Source organism: Atlantibacter hermannii (genome assembly GCF_009907385.1).
Classification (GTDB): domain Bacteria; phylum Pseudomonadota; class Gammaproteobacteria; order Enterobacterales; family Enterobacteriaceae; genus Atlantibacter; species Atlantibacter hermannii_A.
The window spans coordinates 41941-64072 of record NZ_JAAATR010000026.1 but is presented as its reverse complement, the minus strand read 5'-3'; the positions used below and the strand labels follow the sequence as shown (position 1 = coordinate 64072).

Below are 22132 nucleotides of genomic sequence, written 5' to 3'. Positions count from 1 at the left end.
CGGTTATTTGAGCCGGACGTACAATAGCAATCTGTAACAAGCTGAATCAAGCTCTGCTTAAAAAAACATCACAATAATGTCGGCGGCGCGAAGCGGCGATGCTTCAGGACCGGCAGTTTATCGCGCGCTTCTGTTAAGCGTTCAGTTGTCACATCCGTGACAATCAACGCCGGGCTTTCTGCCGCGGCGGCGATAGTCACGCCAAGCGGATCGATAATCCGGCTTTGACCAATATTCTTGTTGCCGCACTCTCCGGCGGCAACCACATAGCAGGTACTGTCCAGAGCACGGGCGGCCAACAGCGTCGACCAGTGGTGCTCTTTTAGCGAACCCCGCACCCATGCGGTCGGCAGCACTAACACCTCTGCGCCAGCAAGCGCCAGGCTGATTGCCATTTCCGGGAAGCGCAGATCGTAGCAGGTCATCATACCGACCTTCATACCGGCCACCTCCACCAGCGGGCCTACCGTGGCCCCGGCGTCCACCAGACGCGATTCCTGCATCGAGAAGGCATCATACAGATGAATCTTTTGGTAAACCGCGACGATCTCCCCATTTCGTAAGGCGACCTGTGTATTCGCCGCTCGCCCGGCGGTTGTCGGCACATGGATTGTAAGAAACGTCGTCATTTCGCTGTCGAGGCTCGCCTTGCACAGCGTGCTAACGAACGTCCCTTCCAGTGCCTGTGCGGAATTAACCGACATATCCGGATCGTTGTCGTCCCGCGCCAGCAGCGCTTCCGGTAGCACCAGCAGATCCACGCCCGCCGCCTGCGCCTGACGCATATAGTCGATGCAAATCCCGACATTTTTGACACTGTCGGACGTCACCGCAAACTGCCCTGCCGCTACTTTCATTGCGCGCTCCTGAAGGGTTACCGTGATTGCTCTCACAATCATAGCTATAAGTATGCCGTCAGCGGTACACTCTTTGCTTTGATCCAAACGATACAAGGCATTCATGTGATTAATATTGCGATTGCAGTTTTTCTTGGCGGCGGGTTGGGCAGCCTTGCCCGTTGGTTACTCAGTTTACGTCTGAACCCCATGCATCACGCAATCCCCATCGGCACGTTGACGGCTAACCTGATTGGCGCCTTTGTCATCGGCGCAGGCCTCGCCTGGTTCAACCGCATGAGCCATATCGATCCGATGTGGAAATTGCTGATCACTACCGGCTTTTGCGGCGGATTAACCACCTTTTCCACCTTTTCAGCCGAAGTGGTGTTTTTACTTCAGGACGGGCGACTGGGTTGGGCGGCGCTTAACGTGGTGGTGAACCTGTTAGGGTCGTTTATGATGACCGCGCTCGCATTTTGGTTATTTTCTCAACTTAGCGCCCGCTAACGCTGCCGTCTTAATATTGGCTTAATCTTTCCCTGCAACGATGGCGCTATAGCCCGTTGTGAGGAAATGTGATGAGAGAGTATGTACAAAGCGGTAGCGCGCTGCTGTTTACAGCGTTAGTGGTGGCGAGCTTTCTGAAGATTTATCTGTTTTACTGATCGTCCGGACCGGACGCAAAAAAAAACCCGCACTTAAGCGGGTTTTGTATTCTTGCTGAACGCCGAATCAGATAGCGATTACGTTAGCAGCAGAAGGGCCTTTGGCACCGTTAGTGATTTCGAACTCTACACGCTGACCTTCAGCCAGAGTTTTGAAACCATTGCTCTGGATCGCAGAGAAGTGTACGAACACGTCTTTGCTGCCGTCTTCCGGAGTAATGAAACCGAATCCTTTGGACTCATTAAACCACTTAACGTTACCTTTAATCTTAGACATCAAAATTACCTTTACATGAAAAAACGACACAAATGCTGTGTCGGGCATCAGTACAACAATTGTGGTGACATTTGTCCAGTCGAAGTTTAAGAAAAAGTGATAAAAGTCGCGTTCTTTTCATCAGAAAGAGGTAGAACCACGATTTATCCCTTAGTTTTCAAGGTTTATGTCACCTCTTTAAATATAGTCCTTTTTTGTACCTTTAGAACTGAAATCGCAACCAGGCAAAGTAAACATTCCCGTTACCGTAAGTGCCCGGGATATACGTCATCTGGAAATTTGCGGGGCCATAGCCGATTGAGGCCATCGGCAGCAGCACCGGAACGGGAATGTAATGCCAGTTATCGCGCGCCGTCACACCGACGGTGTACCCCAGGCCTGCGTGAAACTTGTCGTCTTCCAGTGGCCGCCAGGTCGCTTCCCAGCCGTAACCGGCAATGGGTTCCCACTTGTTGAATGAATCTTTAAACGCCATCACATATAAACTGTGCCAGTTGCCTTTTTCATCCCAGCGGGACTGGCCAAACCCTGCGCCCCAGGGGCGTTCATTATAGGATTTCGCTTTATCATGATCGTAGGCGTAGCGGGCATGCCATGTGATCACCGGGACATACAGATCGTAATGCTGTGGGTTATGCCAGGTTTCCGCCACGTTATCGCGCAGCGTGGTATACCCCGCGTCGATATGATCGAGTAATTTGGCCGCTGTCGCCGTATTGCTGACCAACGGGGCCAGAAAGATAAAAACAACAACAATTTTTTGAAATACCGTCACGTCATAAATGCCCTTTTTTAAACGTCTAAAAGTCTAATAAAGGATATTTTAATCAACCCTAAACGGTCTCTCGGGTATTTCCTGAAAAATGATTAACACGCCGGAAATATTCAGATAATTCCCAATATTCCCGGCGATATTCATTTTCAGGGGCTATCTTCCCGGTTTTTTGATTAACAGATACAGCGCCGGGATCACCAGCATCGACAGCAGCGGGGCGGTGATCATGCCGCCAATCATCGGCGCGGCAATGCGGCTCATCACCTCCGAACCGCTGCCGCTTCCCCACATAATCGGCATTAAACCGGCCATGATGGTCGCCACCGTCATCACTTTCGGGCGCACGCGCAGCACCGCGCCTTCATGAATGGCCTGCAACAACTGCGCCGTTTGTTCGCCGCCGGGCTCAAGCCGCTTACGCTGCCACGCCTGATTTAAATACAAGACCATAATCACGCCGAATTCCGCCGCCACGCCCGCCAGGGCAATAAAGCCCACCGCTCCCGCCACCGAGAGGTGATAATCCAGCAGCCAAAGCAGCCAGACCCCGCCAATTAAGGCAAACGGCAGCGTACCCATAATTAACAGCGCGTCGCTGAAGCGCTGAAAGGTGATATACAGCAGAATGAAAATGATCAGCAGAGTAAACGGCAGCACGATTTTCAACGTTGCGGTGGCGCGCTCCAGATATTCAAACTGCCCGGACCAGGAGAGCGTAACGCCCTGAGGCAGGGTGACATTCGCCGCGACGATTTGCTGCATGTCTTCCACGGCGGATTTTAAATCCCGCCCGCGCAGATCAACGTAAATCCAGTTCGACAGCCGCGCGTTTTCGCTCTTCAGCATCGGCGGCCCGTCGGCGACGGTGATTTCCGCCAGCTCCGCCAGCGAAACCTGGCTTCCGCTGGCGGTGACGACCGGCAGGGCCCGCAGCTTCTGGATATTGTCGCGCCATTCTCGCGGATAGCGCACGTTGATCGGGTAACGCTCGCGCCCTTCGATGGTTTCACCGATATTCTGTCCGCCCACCAGCGTAGCGACCATCGACTGCAACTCACTGACCGAAACGCCATAGCGCGCCGCTTTACGCCGGTCGATGACGATATCCACATAGCGCCCGCCCGCCAGCCGTTCCGCCAGCGCCGACGTCACCCCCGGCACCGATTTCACCAGCTGTTCGATTTCACCGGCCACCCGTTCGATATCCTCAATCCGACTGCCATTGACCTTAATCCCTACCGGGCTTTTAATGCCGGTCGCCAGCATATCGAGCCGGTTGCGGATCGGCGGCACCCAGACGTTGGCAATGCCCGGCACCTTCACCCGCGCGTCCAGCTCTTCCACCAGTTTGTCCATGGTCATGCCGGGCCGCCACTGGTCGTGTGGTTTAAAGCGGATCGTGGTTTCCAGCATGGTGAGCGGCGCAGGATCGGTGGCGGTTTCTGCGCGCCCGGCTTTACCAAACACGCTTTCCACTTCCGGTACGGTTTTGATTAACCGGTCGGTTTGCTGAAGCAGCTTCGCCGCCTCGCGCGCCGAAATGCCTGGCAGCGTCGAGGGCATATACAGCAGATCCCCTTCATCGAGCGGCGGCATAAACTCGCTGCCGAGGCGGCTCAGCGGCCACAGCGTCGCCACCAGCAGGATCAACGCCAGCGCCACCGTGGTTTTTGGCCAGTTCAGTACCTTATCCAGCAGCGGCTCGTAGGCGCGGATCAGCCAGCGATTGAGCGGGTTATCCTGCTCGGCGGGAATGCGTCCGCGAATAAACGCGCCCATCAGCACCGGGATCAGCGTGATCCCCAGCCCGGCGGAAACCGCCATCGCCCAGGTTTTGGTGAAGGCCAGCGGCGAGAACATTCTCCCTTCCTGGGCTTCCAGCGCGAACACCGGGATAAACGACAGAGTGATGATCAACAGGCTGCAAAACAGCGCCGGCCCTACTTCCACAGCCGCCTGTTCGGCAATTTTCCAGTACTCCGCCCCGCTGGGGGTTTTGCCGTCGCGATCGTGCCGCCACTGCTCCAGCACCTTGTGCATATTTTCAATCATCACGATCGCCGCATCCACCATGGCGCCGATGGCGATGGCGATCCCGCCCAGCGACATAATATTGGCGTTGATCCCCTGATAATGCATGATGATAAACGCGCCCAGAATCCCCAGCGGCAGCGAGATAATCGCCACCAGCGCCGAGCGGAAGTGGAACAGAAACAGCACGCAAACCAGCGCCACCACTACAAACTCTTCGATCAGCTTATGAGTGAGGTTTTCGATGGCGTGTTCAATCAGGTTTGAGCGATCGTATACCGGTACGATCTCCACGCCCGCCGGCAGGGTACGCTGGATTTCGTTAAGTTTGCTTTTCACGGCATTGATGGTTTCCAGCGCGTTTTTTCCGTAGCGCATCACGATAATTCCGCCGGTCACCTCCCCTTCCCCGTTGTACTCCGCCACGCCGCGCCGGATTTCCGGCCCGAGGCGCACCGTCGCCACATCGGACAGCAGTACAGGCACGCCGTTGCGGTTCGCGATAACCACGTTACGGAAATCCTCCAGGCTGGCGAGATAGCCGGTGGTGCGCACCATATACTCCGCTTCGCCCATCTCCAGCAGCGAACCGCCGCTCTCCTGGTTGGCCTGGCCGACCGCGTCCACCACCTGTTGATGGGTGATATTCAGCGCCCGTAGCCGCTCGGGTTGCAGCAGAATTTGGTACTGGCGCACCATGCCGCCGACGCTCGCCACCTCCGCCACGTTGGGCACCGTTTTCAGTTCAAACTTCAGCGTCCAGTCCTGTAAGGCGCGCAGCTCCGCCAGGCTGTGTTTGCCCGAGCGGTCGATCAGCGCGTATTCGTAGACCCAGCCGACGCCGGTGGCATCCGGTCCCAGCGACGCTTTCGCTTCTGCAGGCAGTTGCGACTGCACCTGGCTTAAATACTCCAGCACCCTGGATCGCGCCCAGTACGGGTCGGTGCCGTCTTCGAACAGGATATAGACGTAGGTTTCGCCGAACATGGAAAATCCGCGCACGGTTTTCGCCCCCGGCACCGACAGCATGGTGGTGGTGAGCGGATACGTCACCTGATCCTCTACCACCTGCGGCGCTTTGCCGGGATAAGCAACGCGCACAATCACCTGCACGTCCGACAGGTCCGGCAGCGCATCCACCGGGGCGCGCATCAGCGCCCAGATGCCCCACGCGGCCATCATCAGCGCGGCAATCAGCACCAGGAAGCGATTTTTCAACGAGCCTCGAATAATGGCGGCAATCATTGGGCACCTTCCTTAAGCGGTGCCAGATGGGTAATCACCGCGCCGTCGTCATTCATGGTAAAGGAGAACTGAACCTTATCCCCTGGCTTGATGCCGGGCTGCGCCGATTTCAGGGCGAAGTCCATGGTCATCGCGCCCCATTTGAGCGCCGGGATCGGGCCGTGGGACAGCGTTACGCTGTCGTTTTCCAGCGCGTCCACCACGCCGGTGCCCTGATACTCGGTTTTTATTGCCCCGGCTGGCAGCGCGCTGCGCAGACTGGCTTCCGAGTCGATCAGGAATTGCCCGGAAGTCACCACCCTCATGCCCTCATCCAGCCCGGCGGTTATCTCTACCCAGCCGTCACCGCGCATCCCGGTTTTCACGTTCACCGCCCGGAAGAAGCCATCCTCTTCGGCCACCAGCACCCGATTGGCGCTGCCGGTTTCAATTAATGACTCTTCCGGAATTGCCAGGCGCGGCGTGCCCGCCTCTTGCGCGTCCAGGCCGATGGCCAGATACATGCCCGGCTTGAGTTTCTGGTCAGGGTTGGCGATGACGATACGCGCCTGAAGGGTGCGGGTGGTGCTTTCCAGCGCGGGCAGCAGTTCGCTGACCTTGCCGTTAAACGCGTCGCCGGGATAGCTTTCGGTGGTCGCCGTGACCGTCGCGCCCTGGCGCAGCGCCTGGGCCTGGGATTGCGGGTAATCCACCACCACCCACACCGGGTCGAGGCTCGCCAGCTCAAACAGCGGCGCGGTCGCGCTGACCTGCGCCCCGGCGCGGGTTTCCAGCTTCGCGATATAGCCGTCGCGCCCGGCGCGCAGCACCAGACGGGTTTGCGGTTTTCCGCTGCGCTCCACGCGGCGAATAATCTCTTCCGGCATAAACTGCAACGCCAGCCGCTCGCGCGCGGCGGCGGTTAATGCGCTATCTCCCAGCAAACGCACCGCGAGGTACTCCTGCTGGGCGGCGGTCCATTCCGGGATCCACAACTGCGCCAGCGGTTCGCCCTTTTTCACCGCCTGCAACGGCGCCCGCACGTAAAGTTTTTCCACCACGCCCGAGGCCGGGGCCGGAATGATTTCGCTGCTGCGCTCATCGTTTTGTACCGTGGCGTAAGCGGTAAACGGGGCAACCAACTCACGCCTTTCCGCTCTGGCAGTGCGGATGCCGAGATTCTGCTGCTGGCGTGCGCTGATCGACACGCCCGATTCATCAGCCGCTTCATCGGCGTAACGCGGCTGCAATTCCATATCCATAAACGGCGATTTGCCCGGCTTATCAAAGCGCTGGCCCGGCACCATCGGATCGTACCAGTAGAGCACTTTGCGTTCCGGCTGTTCAGTGGAAGTGGATGTCGCGTGATGCTGTTGCCCCAGCCAGTAGCCGCCAGCCAGCGCCGCGCCGACCACCAGCGCGATAAGTGAAAGGGATTTGCTATTCATGGGCGGCTCCTTGCACCGTCAGATATCGGATAGCGGCCCAGCGCTGCGCCATCTCCTTTTCGGCGTTAATCGCGCCAAGCTGTGCATCCAGCAGGCCGCGCCGCGCTTCCAGCACCGCATCCAGCGACGCCTGCCCGGAACGGTATTCGGCATTGATCACCGTCAGGCGCTGTTGATTAAGCGGCACGATCTCCTGCTGCTTGCGGCTCCACAGGGTTTGCGCCGCCTGGTATTCCGCCACCAGACTGCGCACCAGCGCCACCCGATCGCGGGTCGCCTGCGCCAGCTGGTCGTTGGCCTCCATGGCCCGCGAGACATCGGCGGCATAGTCTTTGTCCTGACGATGAGACTGAAACAACGGCATATCCACGGTGAACATCACCCCGGCCAAATCGCCATACTCCTCGGCGCGGCGGGCGTAATAGACCTCCACGCCGACATCGGGCTTCGACGCCACCGCCGACTGCGCCGAGCGGGCTTTCGCCACGTCGGCTTCCCGGGCGGCCAGCACCACTTCCGGATGCGCCGCCACGCCCTGTTCGAGCACCGGCTCATCGGCGGGCAGCCGCTGATAGCGCGGCAGCGCTCCGGCGACGTTATCGATATTTTCACCGGTAAGTTGGTACAGGCGAGTTTGCGCCAGCCGGACGTCGCGTTGCGCCAGCGTCAGGTTATCGCGCAGGGCGGAAAGCGTGGTTTGCAGCGCCAGCGCCCCGGATGCAGACGCCGAACCGCTGGCCACGCCGCTGCGCTGCACCGGGATCTGTTTTTCGGTTTCCTGTAACAGCTGCCGCGCCGCCTCGACGGCTTTTTCCGACAGCGCCAGATCCAGCCACGCCTGGGCGGTATCCCGCTGCAGCTGCGCGCGGATCACCTGCGCCTGGGCGCTGGCGCTGGCGGACTGCGCCAGCAGCGTGTCGGCCTTGCGGTCACGTTTGTCGGCGCTCACATACTTCTGCATCACGCCGACGCGCTGCATAGTCATCCCTTCACGGGTAAAGCGATGGGCATTGCTGCCCTGTACCGGCAGGTTTTCGATACCGAATTTCAGTTCCGGATCGGGCAACTGGCGCGCCGAATCGGCCATTGAACCAAAAGCGCGCACCTGGTTGCGGTTGGCGGAAAGCTGGGCGGAGTAGCGCTCCGCCAGGTCGAGAGTCTGCTCAAGACTCAGCGCCGCCGCCTGGGCGGCCGCGCTGGTCAGGACGAGCAAAACCCCGCCGAGCCAGAGGCTCAGGGTCGTTTGCTTCATAACGCCTCCGGTTATTGCGCAGGCGTTATGCGAACGAGCTGGTAGCCGCTGTCGGTCCGGGTGAAGGAGAATGCCACCTTCTCACCCGGCTGCACCGACGTCTCCTGCCCGGCAGGACGGTCAAAAGCCATGGTCATCGGCGGCCAGTTAAGCGCCCCGATAGCCTGGTGAGAAATAGTGATCTGGCGGTCGGTGATTTTTTTCACCACGCCTTCGCTTTGCCATACCGGCTGTTCGGCAGATATATTCATGGCGTGATGGTGATGGGCGGTGTCGTCCGCAGCGGAAAAGGCGGAAAAGGTGAACAGCAGCGCGGCAACCGGCAGCAGTCGTGAAAGTAAAGCCATTGTAGTTACTCCAGCAAAGTCGAAAGAAAAATTAACGCGTAAAAAACGGTCGACGATGTGGGAGTTATTCTCTGAACCGGCAAAACCGGATGGTTGCCGGCGGCCCTGCTGCGGGAGGGGTTAAAAACCCGTGGTTATCGATATGCTGAACGCACTGCGGTTCAATCACCGCCAGGGTATCCACCACCGGCAGCGCCACCAGATGACTTTGCGGGTTCTCTTTTTGCATTACGTCAGGGACGCAGTGCTTTTCGCAAAGCGGTGACGCGGTAGAGTGCGATGGCGTTGCGTCATGGCCCATCAGGTGATCCTGATGCTGAACGCTTACCACCTCGCCTTCAAGATCCAGCGGGCAACCGTGGGATGCCTGCGCCGTCTGACCCGCCACCAGCAGAAAACCCAACGCCATCGCCAGCATCCAGAGATGCTGACGTAAAACGCGAACGGTTTTTATCAGGGAGCGACGGTTCATGATGGTCTTAATAAAGCCTGTAGTGGGCCGAGTATAAGCGGTGAAAAATTTAGAAATAAAGGGGATTTTTAATGCTTTACATTCAGTGCATTTATTTGTGAATTAAAGGTTAATCGTTATTTTTATTTTGTTAATTACCATCAAATGAAATGTTTTTAATAATCTCGCTTCATCACAGCCGTGAAACAGCCCGGAAACGCCTGCCACACAATCCATCACTATCCCTTGTCATGGCAGCATAAAGAACATGCGTTAACCGCTTATCTACATATAAATAGTTACTAATTATTTGTTTCTTGATATTTGTCAGCAAAGATTTATGGCATATCCGCAAAATCCGCATCGATTGAGTGCAGAAATCATTCACCATCCATTTTGTTTATTCGACCAGTCGTCTTTTCACTGTCGAAATATGAGGACTTTATGCTGACCTTTTTAGAACTTCTGATAGGACTGGTCGTCATTATTGGCGTCGCGCGCTATATCATTAAGGGCTATTCCGCCACCGGCGTGCTGTTTGTCGGCGGTCTGGCGCTACTTATCGTTAGCGCCCTGATGGGCCATAAAGTGCTGCCGTCCAGCGCCACGTCCACGGGTTATACCGCTACCGATATTTTTGAGTACATCAAAATCCTGCTGATGAGCCGCGGCGGCGATCTCGGCATGATGATCATGATGCTGTGTGGTTTTGCGGCCTATATGACCCATATCGGTGCCAACGATATGGTGGTCAAACTGGCGTCGAAACCGCTGCGCTATATCAACTCGCCGTATATCCTGATGATTGCCGCCTACTTCGTGGCCTGCCTGATGTCACTGGCGGTGTCATCCGCCACCGGCCTCGGCGTGCTGCTGATGGCAACGCTGTTCCCGGTAATGGTTAACGTCGGGATCAGCCGCGGCGCGGCGGCGGCGATTTGCGCCTCTCCGGCAGCTATCATCCTTTCGCCAACGTCCGGCGACGTGGTGCTGGCCGCCCAGGCCGCAGAGATGCCGCTGATCGACTTCGCCTTCAAAACGACACTACCGATTTCCATCGCCGCGATTATCGCCATGGCGATTGCCCACTACTTCTGGCAGCGCTATCTGGATAATAAAGAGCAGGTCAGCCATGAAATGCTCGACGTCAGCGAAATCCAGACCACAGCCCCGTCGTTTTACGCCATCCTGCCATTTACCCCGATCATCGGCGTGTTGATTTTCGACGGCAAATGGGGCCCGCAATTACATATCATCACCATTCTGGTGATCTGTATTGCGCTGGCGGCGGTGATTGAATTTGTGCGCGGCTTTAACACCCAGAAAGTGTACTCCGGCCTGGAAGTGGCATACCGCGGTATGGCGGATGCGTTTGCCAACGTGGTGATGCTGCTGGTGGCCGCCGGGGTGTTCGCCCAGGGCCTGAGCACCATCGGCTTTATCCAGGGGCTGATCTCCATCGCCACCTCGTTTGGTTCGGCCAGCATTATTCTGATGCTGGTGCTGGTGATCCTGACCATGCTGGCAGCCATGACCACCGGCTCCGGTAACGCACCTTTCTACGCGTTCGTGGAGATGATCCCGAAACTGGCGCACAGCTCAGGCATCAACCCGGCTTATCTGACAATTCCGATGCTGCAGGCCTCCAACCTGGGCCGTACCATCTCCCCGGTTTCCGGCGTGGTGGTGGCCGTCGCAGGGATGGCGAAAATTTCCCCGTTTGAAGTGGTAAAACGCACGTCAGTACCGGTGCTGGTCGGCCTGATTGTGGTCATTATCGCCACCGAAATTCTGGTGCCGTCGGCGGCGCTGCTGCCGTAATGCCGTTACCGGCTCGTCACACTGAAAAAGCGCCGGTTCGGCGCTTTTTTTATGCTTTAATACCGTGACTAAATGAAATCAAAGAATACATTAATGCAAAAAATGATGAACAGCGCAGCCGCCGCACTGGTTTGCAGCGTGCTGATCTCCCCTTTCGCCGCCGCGCAAACCGCGCCGCTGGTGGCGCAACGCTACGGCGATTTTGACCGCTACGTGCTGGCGCTTTCCTGGCAGACCGGTTTTTGCCAGGAGCAGCACGACCGTAACCGTAATGAAACCGACGAATGCCGCCTGCAAAAAGAGCAGGACGATAAGCGCGCCTTTTTGACCGTGCACGGGCTGTGGCCGGGCCTGCCGAAGTCGATTTCCGCGCGCGGCGTCGACGAAAAGCGCTGGATGCGCTTTGGCTGCGCCACCCGCCCGGTGCCGAATATGCCGGAAGCCCGGGTCGGGCAGAAGTGCGCTGCTGCCGAAACCGGCCTGTCGCTGGAAGCCGCGGCTAAACTCAGCAGCGTGATGCCGGCCGCAGGCGGCACCTCCTGCCTGGAACGCTATGAGTTCGCCAAACACGGCGTCTGTTTCGGCTTCGATCCGGATGCCTATTTCACCACAATGGTGCGTATGAACAGCGAAGTGAAACAAAGCGCGTTGGGTGCATTCATCGCTGAGCACTATGGGGAAACCGTTTCCCGGAAGGCCTTTGATAACGCAGTGGCGAAATCCTTCGGCAAACAGAACGTCAGGGCCTTTAAGCTGATATGCAGCGGCAACCCGGCTTATCTTACCGAGATGCAGATTTCGCTGAACGCCGCCGCCATCAATGCGCCGCTGAGCCCCGCCTCCTTTAGCGTCCAGCCCCACCCCGGCAACTGCGGCAAGCAGTTCCGCCTGGATGAGGTAGGGTACTGAAGGCGGGGTTACCGCTAACGACGAATAAATTCCAGCAAATCCTGGTTAATCTGCTGCTTATGCGTGGTGCAGATACCGTGCGATCCCCCTTCGTAAACCTTCAGCGTGGCGTCTGGCAGTATTTCCGCCGCCACTTTGCCGCAGGTTTCGAAGGGGACAATCTGGTCGTCGTCACCGTGGATCACCAGCGTCGGCACCGTCATTTTGCGCAAATCTTCCCGCAAATCGGTTTCTGAAAACGGCTGAATACAATCATACAGCGCTTTAATTGATCCCTGCATTCCCTGACGCACAAAGCTATTGCGCACCTCTTCCGACGCCTGCGCGCCGTCGCGGTTGTAGCCGTAAAACGCCAGCGTCAGCTCTTTAAAAAACGCCGCGCGATCGTTGATTACGCCGTCGCGAATGCCGTCAAACACCGACTTCGGTACGCCATTCGGATTAAAATCGGTGTTGATCATAATCGGTGTCACCGCGCCGATTAATACCGCTTTTGCGACCCGCGAGGTGCCGTGCCGCCCGATATAGCGCGCCACTTCGCCGCCGCCGGTGGAGTGCCCGACGTGGATCGCGTCATGCAAATCGAGGTGCGCCGTCAGCTCCGCTAAGTCATCGGCATAGCGATCCATATTATGACCTTCCCAGGGCTGGGAAGAGCGCCCGTGGCCGCGCCGGTCGTGGGCGATCACGCGGTAGCCCTGCTGCCCTAAAAACAGTATCTGATCCTCAAACGCATCCGCCGTCAGCGGCCAACCGTGGCTGAACACGATCGGCTGCCCCGCCCCCCAGTCTTTGAAGTAAAGATAACTGCCGTCGCTTAGCGTGATTTTATCAATATCGCTCATGGGAACTCCTCAGGGATTGTGATAGCGGGCCAGACAAACCTCTTAAGAATAGCTATCCGCTGCCAGAACGAGGCCGTTAAAAACACTTTTCACGGGCGGCGCTGCGGCAGGTTTGCCGATGCGGTCTAAAATCAATATGTTGGATTGATTTCAGGTTGCTTTGCGAATGAAAACGATGAATTGCATTTATTACAGATGTTTGATGTCGCTCTCAAAATGTTAATAAACACGCCGGAGTTATTTACATCCCTACCGATGTTACCAGTATCATGTTACCGGTATCAGTGAGGAACACGGCGCTCATCCTGCCTTCTCCCTGAATTGAATGCAGAGGAAATTGATGATGACAGAAATGACATACGCATACGGCGCGGGAACGCTGCTTGGTATCGCCGCAGGGGCCGTTGCGCTGCTGCTGGTGTTGATCATGCGCTTTCGCGTGCACGCCTTTTTGGCCCTGACGGTGGTGAGCATTGTGGTCGCGCTGGTCACCAAAGTCCCGTTCGACAAAATTGTCCCTACCATTCTGAGCGGCTTCGGCAGCACCCTGGCAGGCGTCGCCCTGCTGGTTGGCCTGGGCGCGATGATTGGACGTTTGCTGGAAGTCTCCGGCGGCGCGAAAGTGCTGGCGGATACCCTGATTAATAAATTTGGCTCTCACCGCGCGCCGTTTGCGCTGGGTGTTGCTTCACTGCTGTTCGGCTTCCCGATCTTCTTCGACGCCGGTCTGGTAGTAATGCTGCCGATTATCTTTAGCGTTGCAAAACAGTTTGGCGGCTCGACCCTGAAATACGCCCTGCCTGCGGCAGGCGCATTTGCGGTGATGCATGCCCTGGTTCCGCCGCATCCGGGCCCGGTTGCCGCGAGCGAGCTGCTTGGCGCCAACATCGGTCTGCTGGTGCTGCTGGGTCTGATTATCGCGATTCCGACCTGGTATTTCGGCGCCTATCTGTTTGGCCTGTATGCCGGTAAAAAATTCGACGTCAAACTGCCTAAATCTTTCCTGGGCGATGTGGAAGTTGATGCCAACCATCAGCCGCCGTCGTTTGGCATGGTGCTGACCATCCTGCTGCTGCCGCTGGCGTTAATTTTCCTTGATACCGGCCTGAACACCGCCAAAGTGCTGGGCTGGGTTAGCGGTGACAATACTGTGGTGAACTTCCTGCGCATGCTGGGTAAAACGCCGGTAGCGCTGTTAATCACCGTGTTCTTCGCGCTGGCGGTATTTAGCAAGAACCACACCCGTCAGCATCTGGAAAAAATCTGTGAAGGCGCACTGGGCCCGATCTGCGGCATCATCCTGGTGACTGGCGCGGGCGGCATGTTCGGCGGCGTACTGCGCGCCAGCGGCATCGGCGACGCGCTGGCTGGCGTGCTGGCGGATACCGGCTTGCCGATCATTGTGGCGGCGTTCGTGATCTCTACCGCACTGCGCGTGGCGCAGGGTTCCGCTACCGTGGCGCTGACCACCACCGCCGCGCTGATTGCGCCGATGGTACAGGCTACGCCGGGCCTCAGCCAGTTTGACCTGTGCTTTATCGTTATCGCCATCGCGGGCGGCGCAACGGTGCTGTCGCACGTGAACGATTCCGGCTTCTGGCTGGTGGGCCGCTTCCTGGAAATGGACGAGAAAACCACCCTGAAAACCTGGACCGTGATGGAAACCCTGCTGGGCACCATCGCCTTCCTGCTGGCTGCCGTGGGAAGTATGATCCTGTAAGCCCGAATTCGTGAGATATATCACTTCATTAGTTCGGTCCGGATAAGTATCATCCCCTTAGTTAACCCTCATCGCTTTTGACGGTGAGGGTTTTTCTTTGGAAAAATTCGTGCCGCGCGATATGGCGCGCCAATGACATGGAGTAAACGATGTCCAGACCTGCCATTATTATTAATGACCTTGATGCCGAACGCATCGACCGCCTGCTGGAGCAACCGGCGTTTGCCAGTTTGCCGGTTGCCGACGCGTTGAATGAGGAGTTGGATCGCGCCCAGATGTGTCGCCCGGAGGAGATGCCTGCCGATGTGGTGACCATGAACAGCAAGGTGCGTTTTCGCGATTTGGCGACCAACGAAGAGTATATCCGCACGCTGGTCTATCCGAACCAGGTGCATGACAGTGCGGAAGCGCTGTCGGTGATGGCCCCGGTGGGCGCGGCGCTGCTGGGGTTACGCGTCGGAAATGCCATCCACTGGACGCTGCCTAACGGCAACGAGACGCATCTTGAAGTGTTGGAACTGCTGTATCAGCCGGAAGCGGCGGGCGAGTACCTTCGCTAAGGGTTAGATGTAAAAAAGGGCGCGAGGCGCCCTTTTTGTTTTGAGATGATTTCAACGCTTTCCCGCCATGTGCCTACACCCCATCTTCTGTGATATCAATCAATCGAGACAACGCTGAACAGCCTGAGTTCGGTACGAGAGCGAACACAGGCCGTTCAGCCGCCATACTGAGGTCGGTGCCAACAAAAGGATCACTAACTACCGTCTGGCTTGTTACTCATCCCTTTATTTAGTTAACGACCTCGCCATAACATTTCAGGATGACTACAACGAAACCGCACATGCATGGGAAGCTGTCCCCGTCCATGGTGATCCGTAAATAATTCCTGTACTAAGCGCAACGATGGTTTTCCCGGCACCATTAGGAGTGGAAGTAAAATACCACCAGGTCGGCCATCCCTAGTTCGTGATCATATCCCCCCACTCGCCGTGTAAATTACCTACAGCACGACTGTAGTTCCCGGAAGTCAAGACTTCGGTTGGAGGTATTGATGCTCCACTTTGTGACGCACATTTAGTGACAGAATCGGCATAGCTTAAATCCGCCCACTGCCCCGTCGCGAACCAGTATTTCACTGTAAATTTATAACTCAACACTAATCCGGTCGTTTTCGGTGTCGCCAAAATGGTGACTGATTTTGTAGCCGATGTTGGTTTACCGGTTAATGTCACCACACCTGATGAATTAACCGAGACCCAACTGGTCTGGCTGCTGGTCCATGTATAGTCTGAAGCATTCTTTCCATCCGGCGTTCCAAGTGTAAAATTGGCGCCATTAAAGGTCGTTGTCGGGAAACCTGCTGAATTGCTAAATACATAGTCTTTCACAGTCACTTTTTTAAACGCTCCCGGCACAAACTCCACAGCAGCACTTAAAGCTCCCAGTTGAATGCCATTAAACCTCGGCTTAATCGTTAAGGTATCAACCAGACTACTTTTAATTGTCGCGGTATAGATACTCGGCGTCGCGGTTTCAGTCATGCTGCTTACGGTGATCTTATCGGCAGCAGGAATTCCGTTATGGCTATCGACCACGCTGACAGATAAATTACCGGCAATGCCAGGCAATATATTACCGGCGACATCCTTCGCCGTCAGGGTAAGAGTGGACGCAGCTATGCCGTCTGCGGCCACCGTTTTCGGGCTGGCAGTGAAGATAGATTGACCACCATTAGGCGCTTTTTTGATAATGAAGACGCGCGCTGCAGACAGCGTCGTTTTCCTGACGGAAGGCGTAATGGTGACCAGCTCGACTTTTGTACCCGCTGTGACTGTGGCTTCATACACCCCTGAAGATTTCCGGGTCAGGGCTGAGACGGTTGCATCCACTTCAGGCTGCGCCCGGAGCCCGCTGGAACTTGATGACCGCGTGGTAAATTTTGTCGTGAGGGTAATATCCTCTAACGGGACATCCACAGGGTGTTTCTGTTCATCCAGCAATGTCAGGGTCATCACTTCGCTGCTCACGCCATCGGCAGGAAGGTCGCTGTCCGTTGTTGAGGAACTTAACGGCGATTCTGGCGTAAACGTGGAATAAAGCACGCTGATTTCAGCGGCATTGACTGTTACCTGCGTTTCACTCTCACTGGAACGGTTGCCTTTGTTGTCGACAGCAACACCGGTGACGGTATAAGTATTGACGGCACCATTGCCGCTCTGCCAGGCGGGTAATACTACGTCATAATTCGTGGGGCTATTACTGACTATTTTACCGCCCGCCGCAATTAAGGCAGGGGCAGACCAGTCGACCTGCTTAACACCGTACTTGCTATTGACGGCGACGCCTGACGATTTCTGTTCACCGCCATTCCCGGTAATCAGGTCGGTGGTATGTAAGCGGATAACCTCTTTTTTACGGTATTCCAGGATAATATTGTTATTACGATCCACCAGGTCGTACCGGCTACCCGTAAGGGTGCGCAGTGCGGCCACGCTGTCCGGATCAACCTGGTGCATCCAGGGAACGCCCAGCTGATAATTCATCTGGAGACCTACGCGGGTCTCGCTGTCATCGGCTTTTCCTTCACGTTGCCCGGCGCTTAACGTCAGCAGTGGAACCGGCGTATAGTTAACGCCTACCGTCACGGCATGGGGATCCTTCTGACGATCGTCCTTATCAAAAAGCGCGACTTCGTTACCATAATATTGTTCATACACCAGCTTCATGCCCAGTTGCGGGTAGGCCGGCAACCAGCCTTCAGCACGGACATCCCAGCCGTTGGCCACGCGCTCCTGATAATCATCAAAATCTTTCGAGTCTTTCCATCCGGTCAGGCGCTGATAGTTGTTAGCGCTGAGCTTCAGATAATCACGCCCGTACTCCAGCCCAAGCCCCATACGGGTATGTTCGCGGGATAAATCATAATCAAGGAAGCTGTTGCCGGGTAAAAAACACATCACAGGCAAGCTTTATACACAATGGATTGAGCGAGAAACCCTGAACCTTCGTAACCGGTTAAAACGACTGAATCGCAAGACTCCTGGGTATTCAAAATCAGCGGAAATGCACGACAAGATAATCGGTACATTCATCGAACGTGAGCATTATTTGCAATGACCTAATCTACACATTGAATACGCGACCGAAATAATTAAGGGCACTATGCGCCCTTAATAATGATTAATGAAATAAATGATTACGGCAGGATCGCGGGATTGACTATCCCAACGCTGGTCGCTTTCTCCCGCGCGGTTTCCGGGGATTCCGCACCAGGCACCAGGATAATTTTGCGGCAATCCTCCTGACGCTTCTCAAACACTTCATACCCGCGCGCGGCGTCTTCCAGCGGCAGATAATGGGTCACGATCTCTTCCGGGCGCAGTAACCCCTGTTCGATCAGCGGCAGCAGTTCCGGTAGCCAGGCATGAACGTGGGTTTGGCCCATGCGGAACGAAATCCCCTTATCAAACGCATCGCCGAACATAAAAGCGTGAATGAATCCGGCATACACGCCCGGCACGCTGACAATCCCACCACGGCGTACCGCGGCAATACACTGGCGCAGGGCTTTGCCGCTGCTGCCTTCCAACTTCAGGGTGGTTAACACCGTCTCGGTGGTGCTGCCCTTGGCCTCAAAGCCGATGGCGTCGATCACCGCATCCACGCCGCGATTGCCTGCGGTTTGCTCGATAATCAGCGCGGCCGGATCGTCATCCTTATCGAAGTTAATCGGGATCGCGCCGTAACGCTGCTTTGCGAATTCCAGCCGATAGGGATGGTGATCGACAATAAAGATCTGCTCCGCGCCGAGATAGCGTGCGCAGGCGGCGGTCAGTAAGCCCACCGGGCCGGCACCGTAGATCGCTACGCTGGAGCCTTTAGTGACTTCGGCATTTTTTACAGCCTGCCAGGCGGTGGGGAGGATATCAGACAGAAACAGCGCCTTATCGTCCGAAAGCACTTGCGGCACTTTAAACGGCCCGACGTTGCCTTTCGGCACCCGCACATATTCCGCCTGCCCGCCGGGGATCCCCCCATACAGGTGGCTGTAGCCAAACAGCGCCGCCGGCGGCGGGATCTGTTTTTTATTTAACGATGCGCCGGGACCCGTATTGGTAGTTTCACAGGCGGAGTATTGATGCTGTTTACAAAAGAAGCAGTCGCCGCAGGCAATGACAAACGGGATCACTACCCGGTCGCCGCGCTGAATGTCTTTTACCCCGCCGCCAACTTCCACCACTTCCCCCATAAATTCATGGCCGAAGATATCGCCGTGTTTCACCTGGGGGATTTTGCCGCGATAGAGATGCAGGTCGGAGCCGCAAATTGCGGTGGCAGTGACGCGCAGAATGATGTCGTCAGGTTGTTCAATGGCAGGATCGGGAACATTTTCAACGCGCACGGAATGCGCGCCATGGTACGTCAAAGCTCTCATGCTGACCTCCAAAGGGAAAAAGGGGAAAGTGTCAGGAAAAATGACTCCTTACAAAGGTTAGCAACCTTCAGGCCGCCTCTTTGCCCGGCAGCGGTTTTCTGGAAATTTTAAGAGCAATCCTGGCATTTCATGCGCGGTTTCTCCCGCTTCGCCCGCGCGATCAAGGCCAAAATCGCGTTTTGCCAACCCAGCGCAACTATTTATTCGGCCTATGGGTTTAAGATTGCGTTGACTTCAGAACCCAAGGAGGAGTGAGTATGTACAACACGATTATTATGCCGGTTGACGTATTTGAAATGGAGCTGAGCGACAAAGCGGTGCGCCACGCTGAATTCCTGGCTCAGGAGAAAGGAATTATTCATTTGATGCATGTATTGCCCAGTTCAGGCAATCTCAGCATGCACCGTTTCGCCATGGACGTGCGTCGGTTTGAGGAGCATCTGCTTCAGGAAGCGCAAACGCGCCTGGCCTCAATGACGGACCATTTCAATATCTCGCCCGAGCGCATTAAAACCCATGTACGATTCGGCAGCGTACGCGACTGCGTCAACACCCTGGCGAATGAACTGGATGCGGATGTCGTGGTGATCGGGTCGCGCAATCCTTCCATCTCCACGCACCTGTTAGGCTCTAACGCCTCCAGCGTGATCCGCCATGCCCATATCCCGGTGTTTGTGATCCGCTAACCGCGCAGACAAAAAAGCCACCTTTCGGTGGCTTTGATTTTTTGCAGGTGTCTTACTTTCTTTTTTACGCGGTTTTGGTGCGAATCAGGTAATCGAACGCGCTTAGCGACGCTTTCGCACCTTCACCGGTTGCGATGATAATTTGCTTGTAAGGCACGGTGGTGCAGTCGCCCGCCGCGAACACACCTTTAACGCTGGTTTCGCATTTGGCGTCGATCATGATCTCACCCATACGGTTGCGCTCAATCGCGCCTTCCAGCCAGTTGGTGTTAGGCAGCAAACCAATCTGCACGAAAATCCCTGCCAGGTCGATGTGATGCACATCGCCGCTGACGCGATCGCGGTATTCCAGACCGGTCAATTTGGTGCCGTCGCCCTTCACTTCGGTGGTCTGGGCATTAAGAATGATGTCGACGTTTTTCAGACTGCGCACTTTGTCCTGCAACACCTGGTCGGCTTTCATTTCCGGCGCGAATTCCAGCAGCGTGACGTGTTCAACGATACCGGCCAGGTCAATGGCCGCTTCCACGCCGGAGTTACCGCCGCCGATCACCGCCACGCGCTTGCCTTTGAACAGCGGGCCGTCGCAGTGCGGGCAATAGGTTACCCCTTTGGTGCGATACTGCTCTTCGCCAGGCACGTTCATGTTGCGCCATTTCGCGCCAGTGGCAATGATAATGCTGCGCGCTTTCAGTACCGCGCCAGACGCGGTTTCAATCTGGTGCAGACCGCCTTCTACCGCCGCCGGAACCAGTCTGGTGGCGCTCTGGGTGTCGATTACATCCACATCGTAATCATCAACGTGGGCTTTCAGCGCGCCTGCCAGCTTCTGGCCTTCGGTTTTCGGCACGGAAATGTAGTTTTCGATATCAACGGTATCCAGCACCTGGCCGCCAAAGCGCTCGCCCATCAAACCGGTGCGAATGCCTTTACGGGCAGAATACACCGCTGCTGCCGCGCCCGCCGGGCCGGAGCCAACAATCAGCACATCGTAGGCGTCACGTTTGTTCAGCGCATCCGCCGCGCGTTTTTCCGCGCCGCTGTCGACTTTGGCGACGATTTCCGCCAGCGTCATACGGCCCTGACCGAACGCTTTCCCGTTAACGAATACCGCCGGAACGCCCATCACGCCGCGATCGGTGATTTCATTCTGGAACGCGCCGCCGTCAATCGCGGTATGTTTGATTCGCGGATTGAGCACCGCCATCAGGTTCAGCGCCTGCACCACGTCCGGGCAGTTGTGGCAGGACAGCGAATAATAGGTTTCGAATTCAAAATCGCCGTCCAGATCGCGGATCTGCTCCAGCAGCTCCTGCGCTTCTTTCGCCGGATGACCACCGGTCCACAGCAGCGCTAACACCAGCGAAGTGAACTCGTGGCCCAGCGGCGAACCCGCGAAGCGCGGTCCCTGGCTGGAGCCAGGCGTGGTGATCAAAAATGAAGGTTTACGTGCCGCGAGGCTGTTGTCTTCCCGGAAGGAGACTTTGTCAGACAGCTCAGCGATTTCCGTCAGCAGCGTTTTGATTTCTAATGATTTCGCGCTGTCATCCAGCGTGGCCACTAACTCAACAGGTTTTGTCAGACGCTCAAGATAGGCCTTGAGTTGAGTTTTCATATTGGTGTCGAGCATGAGTACATCTCCTGAGCATAAAACATCATCATGCAAGCTGCCTTAGTCGGGCGGCCTGAATGCAACTTGAATCATGGTGTTGGGAAGAAAATCGGGTGCCTGAGCACCCGAATCTGGCGAGTTACTTAAGAATCAAATCTTACCAACCAGGTCTAAAGACGGTGCCAGCGTCGCGTCGCCTTCTTTCCATTTAGCCGGGCACACTTCGCCTGGGTGAGAAGCAACGTACTGAGCGGCTTTTACTTTACGCAGCAGGTCAGAGGCGTCACGGCCGATGCCTTCAGCGGTAACTTCCACCGCCTGGATGATGCCCTGCGGGTCAACGATGAAAGTACCGCGGTCAGCCAGACCCTGGTCTTCACGCATGTTGTCGAAGTTACGGGTCAGGGCGCCAGTCGGGTCGCCGATCATCGCGTATTTGATTTTAGCGATAGTATCGGAGCTGCTGTGCCACGCTTTGTGAGTGAAGTGGGTATCGGTAGACACAGAGTAGATATCTACGCCCAGCTTCTGGAACTCTTCGTAATGGTCAGCCACGTCGCCCAGTTCAGTCGGGCAAACGAAGGTGAAATCTGCCGGATAGAAGAAGAACACACTCCAGCGGCCTTCGGTATCTTTCTCGGTCACTTCGACGAATTCACCGTTTTTGAACGCCTGGTTTTTAAAAGGTTTAATCTTGGTATTAATTAAGGACATCTGTACTTCCTCCGTGTTTTCGTTGAGGTGTAAGTTAACGAATCTGAACAATCGGCGCCAATGGGTTGGCGTTATCAAATC

General features: G+C 56.1%; 19 protein-coding genes and 1 pseudogene. 7 read left to right on the top strand and 13 right to left on the bottom strand.

The window, feature by feature from the left end:
• Nucleotides 1-68 precede the first annotated feature (68 nt).
• Nucleotides 69-857: a deaminated glutathione amidase gene (locus GV764_RS08110; RefSeq protein ID WP_161659716.1), complete on the bottom strand. Its 789-nt coding sequence runs from the start codon at nucleotides 855-857 to the stop codon at nucleotides 69-71.
• Between the two features lie 105 nt (nucleotides 858-962).
• Between GV764_RS08110 and crcB the strand changes: the two genes are divergently transcribed.
• Nucleotides 963-1346 (top strand): fluoride efflux transporter CrcB, encoded by a 384-nt coding sequence (crcB, locus tag GV764_RS08105; RefSeq protein ID WP_161659715.1) that lies wholly within the window; start codon nucleotides 963-965, stop codon nucleotides 1344-1346.
• A 225-nt stretch (nucleotides 1347-1571) separates the two neighbouring features.
• On the opposite strand, the gene cspE is transcribed toward crcB, so the two are convergent.
• From cspE to GV764_RS08070, 7 genes are all read right to left on the bottom strand, one after another.
• On the bottom strand, nucleotides 1572-1781 hold the full coding sequence (cspE, locus tag GV764_RS08100) for a transcription antiterminator/RNA stability regulator CspE (protein ID WP_002436076.1): 210 nt from the start codon (nucleotides 1779-1781) through the stop codon (nucleotides 1572-1574).
• 202 nt (nucleotides 1782-1983) lie between these two features.
• Nucleotides 1984-2556, bottom strand: a complete 573-nt coding sequence (pagP, locus tag GV764_RS08095) for a lipid IV(A) palmitoyltransferase PagP (protein ID WP_161659714.1) — start codon at nucleotides 2554-2556, stop codon at nucleotides 1984-1986.
• 153 nt (nucleotides 2557-2709) lie between these two features.
• Nucleotides 2710-5832, bottom strand: coding sequence for an efflux RND transporter permease subunit (locus tag GV764_RS08090; RefSeq protein ID WP_161659713.1), 3123 nt, complete (start codon nucleotides 5830-5832; stop codon nucleotides 2710-2712).
• Nucleotides 5829-7259 carry an efflux RND transporter periplasmic adaptor subunit gene (locus GV764_RS08085; protein WP_161659712.1) on the bottom strand — a complete coding sequence of 477 codons (1431 nt, stop codon included), beginning with the start codon at nucleotides 7257-7259 and terminating at the stop codon, nucleotides 5829-5831. The genes GV764_RS08090 and GV764_RS08085 overlap by 4 nt, the downstream gene beginning before the upstream one ends.
• Complete coding sequence (locus GV764_RS08080; RefSeq protein ID WP_161659711.1) at nucleotides 7252-8511, bottom strand: TolC family protein; 1260 nt, start codon at nucleotides 8509-8511, stop codon at nucleotides 7252-7254. The genes GV764_RS08085 and GV764_RS08080 overlap by 8 nt, the downstream gene beginning before the upstream one ends.
• Nucleotides 8512-8522: 11 nt before the next feature.
• Entirely contained in the window at nucleotides 8523-8858 is a 336-nt protein-coding gene (locus GV764_RS08075; protein WP_161659710.1) for a copper-binding protein, read from the bottom strand.
• A gap of 64 nt (nucleotides 8859-8922) precedes the next feature.
• A complete protein-coding gene (locus tag GV764_RS08070) occupies nucleotides 8923-9330 on the bottom strand; it encodes a hypothetical protein (protein WP_236651854.1) in 408 nt (135 codons plus the stop codon).
• 423 nt (nucleotides 9331-9753) lie between these two features.
• Here GV764_RS08070 and dcuC point away from each other — a divergent pair, with 423 nt between their 5' ends.
• Together dcuC and rna are read left to right on the top strand one after the other, a co-directional pair.
• On the top strand, nucleotides 9754-11130 hold the full coding sequence (gene dcuC, locus GV764_RS08065) for an anaerobic C4-dicarboxylate transporter DcuC (protein WP_161659709.1): 1377 nt from the start codon (nucleotides 9754-9756) through the stop codon (nucleotides 11128-11130).
• 102 nt (nucleotides 11131-11232) lie between these two features.
• The gene (gene rna / locus GV764_RS08060) at nucleotides 11233-12039 is read left to right on the top strand and encodes a ribonuclease I (protein WP_161659780.1); all 807 of its coding nucleotides are present in this window, start codon (nucleotides 11233-11235) and stop codon (nucleotides 12037-12039) included.
• A gap of 14 nt (nucleotides 12040-12053) precedes the next feature.
• On the opposite strand, the gene GV764_RS08055 is transcribed toward rna, so the two are convergent.
• Entirely contained in the window at nucleotides 12054-12884 is an 831-nt protein-coding gene (locus GV764_RS08055; protein ID WP_161659708.1) for an alpha/beta fold hydrolase, read from the bottom strand.
• A 343-nt stretch (nucleotides 12885-13227) separates the two neighbouring features.
• On the opposite strand from GV764_RS08055, the gene GV764_RS08050 reads away from it, so the two are divergent.
• Complete coding sequence (locus GV764_RS08050) at nucleotides 13228-14604, top strand: GntP family permease (RefSeq protein WP_161659707.1); 1377 nt, start codon at nucleotides 13228-13230, stop codon at nucleotides 14602-14604.
• A 149-nt stretch (nucleotides 14605-14753) separates the two neighbouring features.
• Nucleotides 14754-15164 carry a nucleoside diphosphate kinase regulator gene (gene rnk, locus GV764_RS08045; protein ID WP_161659706.1) on the top strand — a complete coding sequence of 137 codons (411 nt, stop codon included), beginning with the start codon at nucleotides 14754-14756 and terminating at the stop codon, nucleotides 15162-15164.
• A 399-nt stretch (nucleotides 15165-15563) separates the two neighbouring features.
• Here rnk and GV764_RS08040 read toward each other — a convergent pair whose 3' ends face one another.
• On the bottom strand, nucleotides 15564-17501 hold the full coding sequence (locus GV764_RS08040) for an inverse autotransporter beta domain-containing protein (RefSeq protein ID WP_236651856.1): 1938 nt from the start codon (nucleotides 17499-17501) through the stop codon (nucleotides 15564-15566).
• Between the two features lie 34 nt (nucleotides 17502-17535).
• Between GV764_RS08040 and GV764_RS08035 the strand changes: the two are divergent.
• Nucleotides 17536-17721 (top strand): annotated as a pseudogene (locus GV764_RS08035) (IS1 family transposase); the annotation flags it as partial.
• Between the two features lie 79 nt (nucleotides 17722-17800).
• Here the strand turns inward: GV764_RS08035 and GV764_RS08030 are convergent.
• The gene (locus GV764_RS08030) at nucleotides 17801-19039 is read right to left on the bottom strand and encodes a zinc-dependent alcohol dehydrogenase (protein WP_161659704.1); all 1239 of its coding nucleotides are present in this window, start codon (nucleotides 19037-19039) and stop codon (nucleotides 17801-17803) included.
• Nucleotides 19040-19296: 257 nt separating this feature from the next.
• On the opposite strand from GV764_RS08030, the gene uspG reads away from it, so the two are divergent.
• Entirely contained in the window at nucleotides 19297-19725 is a 429-nt protein-coding gene (uspG, locus tag GV764_RS08025; RefSeq protein WP_161659703.1) for a universal stress protein UspG, read from the top strand.
• Nucleotides 19726-19789: 64 nt separating this feature from the next.
• Here the strand turns inward: uspG and ahpF are convergent, their stop codons facing one another.
• Together ahpF and ahpC are read right to left on the bottom strand one after the other, a co-directional pair.
• Nucleotides 19790-21355 (bottom strand): alkyl hydroperoxide reductase subunit F, encoded by a 1566-nt coding sequence (gene ahpF, locus GV764_RS08020; RefSeq protein ID WP_161659702.1) that lies wholly within the window; start codon nucleotides 21353-21355, stop codon nucleotides 19790-19792.
• Nucleotides 21356-21487: 132 nt separating this feature from the next.
• The gene (gene ahpC, locus GV764_RS08015; protein WP_125294595.1) at nucleotides 21488-22051 is read right to left on the bottom strand and encodes an alkyl hydroperoxide reductase subunit C; all 564 of its coding nucleotides are present in this window, start codon (nucleotides 22049-22051) and stop codon (nucleotides 21488-21490) included.
• Between the last annotated feature and the right edge of the window lie 81 nt (nucleotides 22052-22132).